Raw genomic sequence first — 13,300 nt, forward strand, 5'->3', positions numbered from 1 at the left:
GATAAATCCATAACATGATGACCCAACCAAAAACAAAATCCATCGTCTCTGGCGTCTTACTGATTGATAAACCGCAAGGGATGACCTCCCAGCAAGTGGTATCAAAAGTCAAATACTTGCTCAAATCTGATGTGCACGACAGTAAAAAAGCGGGTCATACCGGTACCCTTGACCCAATGGCAACAGGCTTGCTACCGATTTGTTTGGGAGAGGCGACCAAGTTTAGCCATTACCAACTGGATGCCATCAAGTCTTACCAAGCCATTATCAAACTCGGCGAGCAAACCGATACAGGGGATGCTGAAGGTCAGATAATTGCCACTATCCCTGTACCAAATGTGACACAAGCAATGTTACAAAGCGTCACTGAGCAATTTTTGGGTGAGATAATGCAGGTCCCGCCCATGTACTCCGCGCTCAAAAAAGACGGCAAAAAACTGTATGAACTGGCGCGTGAAGGTATTGAGGTGGAGCGAGCAGCACGTCCTCTCATCATTTATGAGCTGTCACTCACTCCCCTATCCGCTCAACAATTGCAATTAACCGTTACTTGCTCCAAAGGAACCTATGTGCGCGTGCTGGCTGAAGATATTGCCAAAGCGCTGGGCACGCTAGGCCATCTAACAGCACTTAGACGGATACGCACGGGTGATTTTGAAATTGCCGATGCCATCCCATTAGCCGATTTTGCAGCGCTCGATGTTGCAGCGCGGTTTGATAAGCTATTAGCGGTGGATGCCTGCGTTCACTCACTACCAAGCTTAGTATTAGACGATAGCCAATCAAAGCGCATCCGGCAAGGTCAACGCTTAAACGTCAAGGCGACCATGTTAACTCAGCAGCTGAACTTAACCGCCAGTCAAACGTTTCGCTTGTTTGACGACCAGCAGCAATTTTTGGGCACGGGACTACTTGAACCCAATGGTCGTTTACAACCGCTGAAGCTGGTCAATTTAAACTAGCCACAGTAATTCAATCAATCTAATTACCTTGCTAAATTTTTACTATCTTCACATAATTTGCTCACAGAGCGGTGTGATGTCACAAAGCGAGTACGTTTTTTATGCATTGATACAAAACGTGACGCTTTGCTAGCAGTTTTTACCCGTCTAGTGATTTATGCTTAATGGTGTTGATTCATTTGCTTCTTTGCTTAGCAAGCTTTGCTAATAAAGACCATACAGCGGTTTATTTAGATAACTTTCTACAATTAATAGAAATATTATTAATAACTGAAGTTACGCAGCCCTTTAAAAAAGCGCTATCATAACAAAAAAAGCAGTCAGCGAGAGTAAACAAATGAACAAAGACATGATAGAACTCTACAGCGACTACCTCATCGCAAGTTTTGGGCAAACCACCGCCACAGGACTTGCCAATCTACTACAAGGGAGCATCTACCATGACAGCATCACCCGCTTTCTAAACAGTGAAACACTCACCGCCAAAGAACAATGGCAACTGATTAAACCCATGCTAAGACAGCATGAAAATGCCACACCCAATGCCATCGGCTATCTCATCTTTGATGACACCATACAGCCCAAACCACACACAAGCGTCGACGACATCAACTGCTGGCACTACGACCACACCCAAAACAAAAATGTTAAAGGCATTAACCTGCTTAACTGTCTGTATCATCGCAAAGATATCGACATACCCTTAAGCTTTGACATCATCACCAAACCCAATGTCTTTACCGATGACAAAGGCAAGGTTAAACGTAAAAGTGATAAAACCAAAAATCAGCGACTGCTTGATATGTTTGATAGCGCAATCAAAAACCAAGTCAAATTCGACTATGTATTAGCCGATTCTTGGTTTTCAGCCAAAGCAACATTCAAACATATTCGTAAAGCCAACAAGCATTTCATCTTTGCGTTAAAGTCAAATCGCTTGGTGGCTTTAACCCCGGATGATAGAGAAAAAGGGAACTTTGTACGTATTGATGAATCTAATCTACCCGATAATACCCCTGTTCACGGCTTTTTAAATGACTATCATGATGAAGTCTTGTTATTACGCCGAGTCTTTACAAACAAGGACGGTTCTACAGGGGTGTTATATCTGGTATGCTCAGATTTGCAATGCGACAAGGATAAATTTATCAACGGCTATCAAAAACGATGGCAGGTTGAAGTGTATCATAAGTCGTTAAAGCAAAATGCCAATTTGGGTAAGTCGCCTGCTCATAGCCAAAGGGCTCGGTTTAATCATATGTTTTTAGCCACGTATGCGGTGTTTAAGCTTGAGTGTTTGAAAATCAAAACCAAGTTAAATCATTTCGCTTTGCGTACGAAGTTACTAATTTCCGCTAATCAGTCGGCTTTTGCCCAGCTTAAGGCTATTAGCGGTGCGTAACTTCAGTTATTAAATAATCAAACTAAAAAGAGGATAACAATATTCATAAAGTTATCCTCTTTTTAACGTAAACTATTAATTAATTTTAGTTTCAATAAACGCAATAAAATCCTCTGCGATATGCGTGCCGCATTGGTCGTCAATCTCACGCACGCAGGTGGGGCTAGTCACGTTAATCTCTGTCACTTTGCCACCAATCACATCGAGTCCGACAAAGTACAAGCCTTTTTGCAGTAGCACAGGCGCCACTTGCTCAGCAACTTGGCGCTCTTGCGCTGACAGTGGCATGGCGACACCACGACCACCTGCAGCTAGATTACCACGCGTTTCGCCTTGGCTTGGGATACGCGCCAAGCAATAATCTACAGGCTTACCACCGACAATTAAAATGCGTTTATCCCCGTCCTTGATTTCAGGCAAGTATTTTTGCGCCATCACAGGCAAGCTTTCAAGCTGGGTTAGCATCTCAAGGGTTGAGCCGATATTAGGGCTATCGGCGGTCAGACGAAAAATGCCCATTCCCCCCATGCCATCAAGCGGTTTGACGATAACATCTTGGTGGGTTTTGATAAAATCACGGATATGGGTTTGTTTGTTGGTGACAATCGTCGGTGTCATCAGCTCAGGGAATTGCGTCGCAAACAGTTTTTCGTTACAGTCACGTACGCTTTCTGGGTTATTGACTACCAATACGCCAGCTCGCTGAGCGTATTCTAGCAAGTACAGGCTATACAAAAACTGCATGTCAAACGGGGGGTCTTTACGCATCAAGATGACGTCAAATGCGCTAGCAGGCTGCGTGGTTTTTTCACCCAGTTCATAAAAATGTGCAGGGTCTTTAAACGTTTTGAGCGATTGGCTATCAATTTGCAATGCGCCATTATCGAGCCACAAATCGTGAATTTGGCAATAATGCGCTGTGTGACCACGATCTGCAATCGCCCATAGCATCGCAAGCGTGGTGTCTTTTTTATAATTAATGGTGTGGATATCGTCCATGACGATCAGAAAATTCAGTGGTTTCATTTATTATCCTTGTTCAATTTTTATCAATTATTCGTTTTGCTATTAAAACATCGATTCGACCGCATTGCCATTGTTATCGTAGCGCATACCGCTGGTCGGTTGTTCATTGGTAAACCAAAAATGGTATTCAGGATTTCCCGCTTGGCTGTAAACAATCGCTTCTTGTACTGCACCTTGGCGGAACAATACTTTTTGTTTGATACGGCTATCGGACAATCGATACGTCACCCAACCATTATATAAACCGTTAACCAAGTCGGTGCGAAGCTGGGTCACAAAGTTTGGGTAGTACACCACCAAAAATTCATCGAAGTAACCGTTCTTCACAAAGGTGGTAAATTGCTCGCCTTCTGGCATTACGCCATTATAAGGACCGTCGGCAATGCCTTGTGGCGCAGCTTGCGGTGATTTTGGCGGCAAGATAAGGCTATTTAACGCATCATAAAACGGCTGTTGGTCAGTTGCCACATTGACAATCGCAGGCGGTTTGCTACCCTCCGCCATCAGTTCATTGATACTACTACAACCTGCAAGCCCAAATAATACTGCCGATAAGGTAAGTGCAGTGCCAACACGCAAAAGGTGTGCCGTTGTTAGTGTGGTGGGCAAGGCTTTTGTCAACATAGCCGTCCTCTTCAATGGTTAATTTAAAAACAATCTATGATTAGCGGGATTGGATGATAGCAACCGCTGATTAAACGCCATATTGCTCGCGGTAGGCTTGCATTTTGGCAAGTTCCTCCTGCGTGCCATTTTTGGCGACATACTCAGTAATGTCATCCATCGTGACCAAGGCAAGTACCGGCACATTGAGGCTTTGCGCCAATTCTTGAATGGCAGATTGTTCGCCTTGACCTTTTTCTTTACGATCTAGCGCAACGATGATTCCCGCGACTTTGGCGTCTGATTTTTCTAGTAGCACAACGACTTCACGCATCGCCGTACCCGCGGTCATCACATCATCAATTACCCAAACCGATTTGCCCTTGAGATCGGCGCCAACCAGCATACCGCCTTCACCGTGGTCTTTGGCTTCTTTGCGGTTGTAGCCCCAATCGGCATTGATTTGGTGATTGTTCCACAGTGCTTGTGCGGTCGCCGCCACAAACGGAATGCCTTTATAGGCTGCCCCAAAAATCACCAACTCGCTACTGTCGGTAGATTGTAGCTGCTTGGCAAGGGCATCGGCATACCCATTTGCCAACACAGACAATAGCTCACCGGTTGATAACAAACCTGCATTAAAAAAATACGGGCTTATACGACCTGATTTTAGGGTAAATTCGCCAAATTTTAATACATTGTTTTTGAGTGCCACCTCAATAAAATACTGAGGAATAAACTGCGTTGCGTGAACGGCTTGGGTTTGAGAGGATTGGGCTTGAGATGCTTGGGTTTGAGATGCTTGGGCTTGAGATAATTGGGTTTGAAATGATTGGGACATACGCGACTCCAAAAAAGAACAAGTTAAAAAATACCATTAGCCGCCTGTGATGGGGTTTTGCGAGCTCATGGTGACAGTACGTTTGCTGATGGCTGTTTGCTTACCCACTTGCCAATCCATGGCAAGGGCAGCAAGTGCAACATGCGTCGGCTCGATATATAAATCGTTATGCCGGGTCAAAAAATGCAATTGGGTGCGATGCGCCTCGATGTATTGATTGATAGCATCAGCCAAGTCTTGCAAGGTGATTTGGGGGTTGAGTGATTTGCGTGATTTGCATTGGCATAGCAAAAATACACAAAGCGCAAGATGGTACATTTGTCCCATCAGATACAGTTTGGTTTCGATATTGAGTAGCGCTTGGTTATAGGTGGCGTCAGACTGTGTGCTGGCGGCATCGTTGGCTTGATGTTCATAGGAATTTTGCAATGTCTGCTTTGGTAAGGATGTGGTAAGCGTATTCATACGCGCTAAATTCGGGTATTGACCCATCACCGCTTTCATCAGTGAAATACTGCTATCATTGACGAGCCTTGGCAACAAAGATAGCGGTAAATGCAATGATGGGTGTTTGCTTTGGCTGCTATTGGCCTGCTGTTGCTGCTGCTGGATAAAGTGCCGCATCTCAATGCTTTGCTCAGATAGTAACTGCTCTAGCATCTCAGATTGATGACTTTGCAGATTTTTTTTAAGGATTTTTGTTGTGTTATCCCTCATTCGGTAGGGCTTGGCAACGTCTTTTACACTAGCGGCGAGATTGTTGTTGCTATCCGCCACTGGCAATGACAGCGGTTTTTGCATATAGACGTCAATGGTATGACGCGCGGGTATGACGCGCTTATCAATCGGGCGACAAGGATCGGGCAAAGCCAATCTTTCTGCCTCTGTCATCACATTGGGATGGCGTAGCTGGTCTTGGTCTTTAATAATTTGGCTTGTTGCGGCTTGGCGCTCGGTGTTGGAATAAGTCATGGCATACACGGCTATAAAATCACTGATAGATAAATGATGAAAAATTTTTGTTGAAACCCACCACCCATCACTCATCGCCTAAAGTCGACAAAATATACTGATAGCCTGACTGCCAATCTGGGTAGTTGAGCCAACTAGCTGGCAAGTTATTGATAATGCGTTTGCCCGTTGTTGGCTCCATACAGGGCAGCGATAAGCTCAAGCCCTGTGCAGTCGCCAAATAGTTTAGCACAGTATAAAGCGGGACTGGCGCCTTATCTGTCGCCAAGTAAACTGGCACGGTTTGACCTGCATTGATGACAGTAACAATGATGCTGACTAAGTCTGTGTCCATAATACGATTAGTCCATGTGTTACTCGGATAATCGCTAGCCCTATTTGCTGACTGCGCTGCTAACTGTTTTGCCATGGTCAGTAAACGTAGTCGTGATTGCCCATAAATCCCACTTGGACGAATGATGATGCTCTTATCTTCAAAGTGCTGCTGCAACAACTGCTCAGTCTGTAAAATCACTTGAGAAGTGGCGCTTGTTGGCACGAACACAGGGGTAGTGATATCAATGACTTCGCCCGCGTTTTGTCCGTAAACGCCTGTCGAAGAAATAAATACCACTCGCTTGAGGTTTGGCAGATGGTCACCCAATCGCACCACATTCTCGGCAATCGCATAATAACTGTCACGGTAACCTTGTAGCGACAAGGTATCTGGACTGACAATGATACAGATTTGGCTAATTTGGCTTGACCATTGACTTAGCTGCGCAACGGCTAACGTGCGCGCGTCACTGGCAACAAAATGTAGATTTTCCTGATATACATGGTCATTATCGGGTGGCAGCTTGGCTGCCATGGGGCTACAGAAAGCCAAATCTGTAGGCATAGAGCGGCTGACACCAATCACGCAGTGCCCCTGCATCGCTAATTGCTTAGCAACTGGTAAACCAATTTTGCCAAGTCCAATCATTAAAATGGTTTGCATCATGCTATGACCTATCGCGAATGGCAATAAAAAAAACTGACTATTTTTAATCGATTTATTTTTAACCGATTTATTTTTAACCGATTTATTGTTGAAAACGCATCGATAAATCAATGGCTTTGATATGCTTCGTCAACGCGCCCATTGAGATAAAATCCACCCCTGTTTCTGCCACTTGACGTAGATTGGTAAGGCTAATATCACCTGAAGCTTCAAGCTGGCAAGGCTTGCCAAGACTAGCAACCAACTCGACCGCTTTTTGGGTATCTTCAATGGTAAAATTATCGAGCATGACGATATCGGCATTGGCAGCGATGGCTTGCTGGAGCTCATCAAAATTTTCTACTTCAACTTCCACTGGCTTATTGGCAATCTGACGCGCCTGACTGACTGCTTGGGCGATACCGCCACACGCCATGATATGGTTTTCTTTTATCAAGAAGGCATCGTATAGCCCGATACGGTGATTATTGCCGCCGCCACACAGCATGGCGTATTTTTGCGCATGGCGTAGCATTGGGATGGTTTTACGCGTGTCTAACAATTTGGTCGGCAGTTCTGCGATAACCGCCACATGGTTTGCAACCACAGTGGCAGTGGATGATAAAGTTTGTAAAAAATTGAGCGCGGTACGTTCACCCGTCAGTAGCGCACGGGTGTTACCGATGAGCGTCACCAAAATTTGATTGGCTGCTACAGCGTCACCGTCTTTGACTGCCCAATCAAGCTGCATATTGGGGTCAAGCTGGCGAAATACTTCATCCACCCATGCCTTACCCGCAACCACCATCGGTTCACGACAAATAATGGTTGCCGTATCGCGCTGTGTGTCAGGTATTAACTGCGCGTTAATATCCCCAGTGGCGATGTCTTCTTGCAGCGCAAGTGCGACTTGTTTGGCGATTTCAATACGTAGTAGTGAGCTGATTTGGGGCGTGGTGGCCGAGGTGTCACTCATGGTTTGGCTAGCAGCAGACATGCAAATAATCCCTTATTGTCGATGGGGTATTTTCGATGAGGTATGTTCGATTGTATTATCGCCTATTCTTTGGGGGCTTGGGTAGTAGTTTGTTGATATAAACGCAGCGCAATCAACGCCAAAGCCGCCACAATCGCGGCAAGTACACCCCACAGTGCCCATGTTTTATAGCGTTCAAACGACGCGTTGGGATTGTTCAATGCCTCGATATTTTGCATTTGTCCCTCGGCGGTATTGCCAAGGCGGGTAAGTTGTTGGTCCGATAGCGTGATATTGGGTTGTTGTAATACGCGCGGCTCGTTGATTACCAGTCGATAAGGCGCTGTGCCTTGCGCCAAAAAATACATCTCATACATGGGCGTTAACAGATTGACCGGCAAATCATCTTGCTGCATTTGACCGTCCAAATGCAGCGACTTGGTCAATGTCGGTTGCCAACTGACCACTGTGTGGTTTTTATCAATTTGGGTAGTGGCTAAGGTTTTATCATTACTTACATTGGCGGTTTTATTGATTTTAGCCAATTGATTGGCTTCTTGTTCGGGTACGCTGATGCGCACTTGCCACAGCTGATTTTCGGGGACAAAAAAACTCACCCCTGTGGTCAACATGGGCTGAGCAAGGCTAAGCCGCCATTGGTTGGCGTCCTCTTTGGTTTTTGAAAAACTGGCGCGGGTCAAGAAGAAACTTGGCTCACTCACCCTGCGATTTAAGCTGGCTGCCTCAAGATTGACAGGCTGATTTGCCACCACTTGCCAATACCGATAATTGGCTTGCTGCGGCTCGATGGCAATCGCATGGCCTGTCGCTATCGGCTGATTGCTGCCGTCAGCTTGCGCTGCTACCATTTGGCTAGATTGGCTAGGTTGGGTAGCCTGGCTAGGGCTAAAGGGGCTGACCACGGTTTGGCTGACCATCTGCCAGCTTTGCAAGTCATCACTGCCATAAATTTGCAGTTGCAGTGGGCGCTTGCTGGGCTGGGCTGCATTTACAGGTAAAAATTTTAGCCAAAGATTGACCGCTTGCTCGGTTGATAAAGTAGGTTCGGTTTTGGCAAAGTTGGGATTGGTTAACCACCAAGTTCTGACTGGACTATTGGTAACGGCGGCGACTGGGTTTGAAGGTAAATTGCTAAGGTCAATGTTAATCGATGGTTGGTTGTCTGGGTTATCAAGCTGTACGGTCAACGCATGGCGTAATTTTTCCACCGCATTGGGGTTATCTGTCTCCACGCTCACTACTTGCAATACTTGATTGACGGATGATTGTTTGCTGACAGGACGAATCGCCATCGGCATAATATGACCTTTGGCATCAATCAAGCGGTAATTTTGTTTATCGCTAATAGTTGCCCCATTTTGCTGCATGATTAAAGCCAACAAACTGGGCGTTAACGATGAAAATTTTACCAGTTGGGCGCTGTTGGGGTTATCCTGTAGGTCTTCGACCGGTAAATCAATGTCGATTACAAAGCTATTTTGCAATGCCTCAAAGCCATAGCTGATACTGTCAGTGTCATGTTTTTGCTCTTGCTCTAAGTTGTCAACGATGGCGGGCGCTACCCTGGTGGTGGTTTTTTGCGAGGCAACAGTGACGGATGCCGTTTGCGTAGGGTTTTGGGCATCTGCTTGCGTGTAAATGATAGCTACTAACAATAGTGGCGAAACTAAAGTCACCGATAAAATACAGGCGCGGTATTTGGCTAATTTAACCTGACAGTGCTTATTGTTTTTCATTTTTACTTCATTGTTAATTCATAGTTACTATAAAATTGATATGACTTTATAAGCTAACCGATTGCGATGGCCACTCACAAAAACCCAGACCAATTAGACTTAACCAAAAAACGGCGTAGCCCGTTTTTGGGTTATCGACATAAAGCCGTCAGTCATAGTTAATCTAAAGAATTTGAAAACCCTAGCATCGCATGGTTAGCATCAGCAGGCAGTATCAACCTTAATTTGTTATGTTAGAAAATAATAAATAGCATTCTAACTCATTGATAGTAATTAGATTTATAATTTGGTTAATATAAAGCTTTGCCCTATAAGGATATTAACAATAGCCATTCAAAACTTCTATACCGTGCTACAAACCACTAACAAGAGAACCGATATTTTGGATAAATTCTAGCCAGATGTTACAATTTAAAGACAATTAGGCAGCAAGTTTTTGTGTATTTAGCTAAGCCTACCTGCTGTAAATACGACAAATAACCGATATTATTCACCATGCTTAGCAGAGGTTTACTTAGCTTTTTTTGGCTGCATTGGGTTTGTCTAGCTTGGGTTTGCCTACTTTGGGGGGTAAAGGTGCAAGATAACCAATCACGAGCATCAATAAGCCTGCCCCAATAAAAGACACCACACGCAGTACCGCACTGGTATTCGACATATCAATCAATACCAACTTGGCAACCACAATAGTCAATAATGCAATACCGGCAAACCATACCAAGCGAATGGCTTTTTTGTTTGCCAAGAACATCAATACCATCGCAATGACGGTCCATAAGATAGTCAGCCCAGTCTGTACCATACTGACTGACCAAGCGCCATGTTCCCACGTCGGTGTGCCCCAAACGCTGGCAAACCCACGCACCAACATACTACTGACCGTCACAAATGCCCCTAAACCGCAAGCCACCAAAACGATAGTACGATAGTTGCTATCAACTTTGAGTGCCACATAAGATTGGTACAGTAAAATGCTGATTAGGGTCAAATCCAGCGGATTGAGCAGCGGTAGATAAACGCCCAATAGCTGACCGTCTAACGAGAAATTGGCAGATAAACTCCAAATAAAGGTCATCGGTACCAAAATATAAGCGCTGTGTTTCAGTAGCGTATCAACTTCTAACCAACCAAGCAAACGAGCCCTCAGCGCCTGAAGTTTTGGCAACAACAACAAACTCATCAGCCCAAACACAGCTAGCACGGTCGGTAAAATAGTCACAATGGCTCGAAGCTCTTGGGCCTGCTGCCAATAGTTAAATGGCACTTGTTGCAGCATCCAAGTTAGCATGGCAATCAGTACCAAAAACCAAACGAGCGCGTCAACGCTTGTATCGAGTCGGTCGCGGTGCCAGCGACTAAGCAGCCACGCCCCTAGCAATTTTGCGATGGCTAAACAGCCGAGCATGGCGAGCAAATAACGCCCCAACCCGCTAAATGCTTTGATGTGATAATCGTTTAGGTCTACAACCGTCTCGACCTTAACATGGGTTAGACAGACTAGCACCCAGCTCATCATCGCAAACGGTAAAATCAAGCGGCTCACCTTACGCATACTGCGCCAAACAAAACGCTGATGCATCAGTTGCCCCACAATTAAAAATACCGCCATAGCCACGGCAAGTTTGATAGTGGTGGTTTTGCCACCGTTGTTCCAAAAGGGGTCAGCGGATAAAATCGCCGACAGATACAGCACAAACCCGACAACCACAAGCGCGGTCGCAACAAAGCTGTGACTGGCATTATCAGCAATTTGTTGAAACCTTTTATGCGTCGTTTTGACTGCCGCAGGTTGAGGTTGAGGCTGGGCTTTAGCTTGGGGTGTGGCTGCCGCGATATTGGCTCTACCGTGACGCAAAATAAAAGCAGACAGCAGCACACATGCTGTCAATACAGTCAGTGGCAAGGTGGATGAGGCCGCCACTATAGACATTTGGTGCGGAACTGACAATTGATCCAGTAGCCCATACCAATGCCGCATGATGGTATCAAAGCCCACCAATAACAGGATACTAAAGCCTTGCAATGCCAACCCAAAATATACCGTCCAGCGTCTTTGGGTACGCGCACCGAGCCACACCAATGCAGCACCCTGCACTGCCCAACCGATACTAATCCATTTGGCTGATAGCGCCAGTGGTATCACCAAAGCCAAAAACCCACAGCCGAGCGCAAGGCTGGCTTCAATGAGCAGCTCAAAGCTGTTATCAAATTGGTTATTGGCTTGTCGGTCGCCTGCGATGCTACGGCGATGATGTTTGAGCAGCCACAATCCTAGACTCAAATAAATAGCTGATAACGCACTGCTAGCAAAGGCAAGATGATAAGGCAAATCATTGAGCAAGCTTGCCATCAGCCCAAACCCCAGTAACGCGGTGCCAAACAACAAGCCTGAATCTATCGATAGAATCGGGCGTTTGGCTACCCCCCTGTTCATTTGTAGCAGCGTTTGGTTATAACTTACGACCTGCTGAGAATATCTAACCGCAATAAACAGATACAGCGCCATGTGCCCAACCAATAACCCGAGCAGTTGCCAGCGTAATGACAGCCAGCCTGCACCTGCACTATTACCACTAAATGCGCGAAATCCCCACACATACGCAAGCCCAAAAGTCACCGCTAGGCTTAGCGCATTGAGCAGTTTCCAAGTGCGATAATGGGCAATCACCGCAACCGCTATATTGAGTAATAAATAATAACTAAATAGCATCACCACACTACCGTCAGGTCGGCTGACCAGTATCGGCGCAAAAAACGCCCCACCGAACGCCAAGACCGCAAGCGGCAGCGCATTTTGCCACACCGAAAACATCACTGTTAACCCTGCCAGTAACGCAAGCACGCCGAAGGTTAAGGTTGATGGCAATAGTCCATACAATTTAAAACTCGCAAACACCGTCAAATAAATCACTGCAAAGCCGACACCTTGCAAAGTCAACCCATAACTGCGTTTTTTGGCAGTGGTGCGATAGCCGATTGTCGTTATCACCAAGCCGCCCAACGCTACCAGCGCCATACGCACGGGCATCGATACCTCAATATATTGGCTGGCAAGTTTGAGTAATAGCACCACGCCCACTAGCAACACCAGTGCCCCGACACGCACCACCAAGTTTTCCCCAAAGAACCATTGGGTGGCACTTGCCCAAAGCGATGTCACAACATTGGTAGCACTTTCATCCTCTTTTAAAGAAGGAGATGATGGCTGTGATACGCTAGGTTGATGCGGTGGGGCTGCGTCATTCACGGACGGCTGTGTTGCCGTTGGCGGCGCTGAACTAGTCGAAGCGTCAAGCGTGTTCGCCATTGGCAAAGAGGCAACTATTGGGAGGGGCGCTGGGAGTGGCACTAGAAGGGGCGCTGAGACAGGAGCTTGACCGATGGGCTGCGTGATAGGGTCATTAATAGGTTCAGTAACAGGCTGATTTTGGCGAATATCGCTTGCCGATTGTTGGGTAGGTGATGACTTTGCCTCGCTGCTTAAGAGATACACGGTTGCCATGACATCAGCGAGTTGTTTTTGCAGGTTGTCGAGCTTGGATTCAAGCCTAGTGATTGCTTTTTGTTGGGCAAAAATTTTATAAAGCGCCCCCACGACTGCCAGTATCAACGCCGCTATAATCGTATCCATCAGATGCTCTACCCTTGTTATCAGCTTAGCGATAGCATACCATTTTTTTGCAAAATTGCTTTTTTTAACTGTGTTTTTCGGTTAAGGTGATGATAAGCCCCATTTTATGCTAAATTAGCCACATGATTGAGTAGCGTTTTACCAACTATTTTAAACACCATTTGGATGA

General features: G+C 45.8%; 10 protein-coding genes. 2 read left to right on the plus strand and 8 right to left on the minus strand.

The window, feature by feature from the left end:
* The first annotated feature begins 17 nt into the window (after window positions 1–17).
* Both truB and AXE82_RS05740 read left to right on the plus strand, forming a co-directional pair.
* Entirely contained in the window at window positions 18–962 is a 945-nt protein-coding gene (truB, locus tag AXE82_RS05735; RefSeq protein WP_197931464.1) for a tRNA pseudouridine(55) synthase TruB, read from the plus strand.
* Window positions 963–1,299: 337 nt separating this feature from the next.
* The gene (locus AXE82_RS05740) at window positions 1,300–2,364 is read left to right on the plus strand and encodes an IS701 family transposase (protein WP_062332419.1); all 1,065 of its coding nucleotides are present in this window, start codon (window positions 1,300–1,302) and stop codon (window positions 2,362–2,364) included.
* Window positions 2,365–2,439: 75 nt separating this feature from the next.
* Here AXE82_RS05740 and gshB read toward each other — a convergent pair whose 3' ends face one another.
* The 8 genes from gshB to AXE82_RS05780 form a co-directional block, all read right to left on the minus strand.
* On the minus strand, window positions 2,440–3,390 hold the full coding sequence (gene gshB, locus AXE82_RS05745) for a glutathione synthase (RefSeq protein WP_062332422.1): 951 nt from the start codon (window positions 3,388–3,390) through the stop codon (window positions 2,440–2,442).
* A 42-nt stretch (window positions 3,391–3,432) separates the two neighbouring features.
* Window positions 3,433–4,014, minus strand: coding sequence for a hypothetical protein (locus AXE82_RS05750; RefSeq protein WP_062332425.1), 582 nt, complete (start codon window positions 4,012–4,014; stop codon window positions 3,433–3,435).
* Between the two features lie 70 nt (window positions 4,015–4,084).
* Window positions 4,085–4,834 (minus strand): orotate phosphoribosyltransferase, encoded by a 750-nt coding sequence (pyrE, locus tag AXE82_RS05755; RefSeq protein WP_197931443.1) that lies wholly within the window; start codon window positions 4,832–4,834, stop codon window positions 4,085–4,087.
* Window positions 4,835–4,870: 36 nt separating this feature from the next.
* Window positions 4,871–5,806, minus strand: coding sequence for a hypothetical protein (locus AXE82_RS05760; protein ID WP_147285558.1), 936 nt, complete (start codon window positions 5,804–5,806; stop codon window positions 4,871–4,873).
* Window positions 5,807–5,873: 67 nt separating this feature from the next.
* Window positions 5,874–6,788: a Rossmann-fold NAD(P)-binding domain-containing protein gene (locus tag AXE82_RS05765; RefSeq protein WP_227713375.1), complete on the minus strand. Its 915-nt coding sequence runs from the start codon at window positions 6,786–6,788 to the stop codon at window positions 5,874–5,876.
* An 82-nt stretch (window positions 6,789–6,870) separates the two neighbouring features.
* Window positions 6,871–7,743 carry a carboxylating nicotinate-nucleotide diphosphorylase gene (gene nadC, locus AXE82_RS05770; RefSeq protein WP_062334819.1) on the minus strand — a complete coding sequence of 291 codons (873 nt, stop codon included), beginning with the start codon at window positions 7,741–7,743 and terminating at the stop codon, window positions 6,871–6,873.
* Between the two features lie 83 nt (window positions 7,744–7,826).
* Window positions 7,827–9,500 carry a DUF3999 family protein gene (locus tag AXE82_RS05775; protein ID WP_062332437.1) on the minus strand — a complete coding sequence of 558 codons (1,674 nt, stop codon included), beginning with the start codon at window positions 9,498–9,500 and terminating at the stop codon, window positions 7,827–7,829.
* Between the two features lie 514 nt (window positions 9,501–10,014).
* Entirely contained in the window at window positions 10,015–13,131 is a 3,117-nt protein-coding gene (locus tag AXE82_RS05780; RefSeq protein WP_062332440.1) for a DUF2339 domain-containing protein, read from the minus strand.
* Window positions 13,132–13,300 lie beyond the last annotated feature (169 nt).

It is taken from the genome of Moraxella osloensis (assembly GCF_001553955.1).
GTDB lineage: Bacteria > Pseudomonadota > Gammaproteobacteria > Pseudomonadales > Moraxellaceae > Faucicola > Faucicola osloensis.

Excerpts from the sequence above, each read along its gene's own strand:
- AXE82_RS05740 (WP_062332419.1), top strand. The coding sequence starts at position 1,300 with ATGAACAAAGACATGATAGAACTCTACAGCGACTACCTCATCGCAAGT.
- AXE82_RS05760 (WP_147285558.1), bottom strand. The coding sequence starts at position 5,806 with ATGACTTATTCCAACACCGAGCGCCAAGCCGCAACAAGCCAAATTATT.
- AXE82_RS05765 (WP_227713375.1), bottom strand. The coding sequence starts at position 6,788 with ATGATGCAAACCATTTTAATGATTGGACTTGGCAAAATTGGTTTACCA.
- nadC (WP_062334819.1), bottom strand. The coding sequence starts at position 7,743 with ATGAGTGACACCTCGGCCACCACGCCCCAAATCAGCTCACTACTACGT.
- AXE82_RS05780 (WP_062332440.1), bottom strand. The coding sequence starts at position 13,131 with ATGGATACGATTATAGCGGCGTTGATACTGGCAGTCGTGGGGGCGCTT.
- AXE82_RS05750 (WP_062332425.1), bottom strand. The coding sequence starts at position 4,014 with ATGTTGACAAAAGCCTTGCCCACCACACTAACAACGGCACACCTTTTG.
- truB (WP_197931464.1), top strand. The coding sequence starts at position 18 with ATGACCCAACCAAAAACAAAATCCATCGTCTCTGGCGTCTTACTGATT.
- pyrE (WP_197931443.1), bottom strand. The coding sequence starts at position 4,834 with ATGTCCCAATCATTTCAAACCCAATTATCTCAAGCCCAAGCATCTCAA.
- gshB (WP_062332422.1), bottom strand. The coding sequence starts at position 3,390 with ATGAAACCACTGAATTTTCTGATCGTCATGGACGATATCCACACCATT.
- AXE82_RS05775 (WP_062332437.1), bottom strand. The coding sequence starts at position 9,500 with ATGAAAAACAATAAGCACTGTCAGGTTAAATTAGCCAAATACCGCGCC.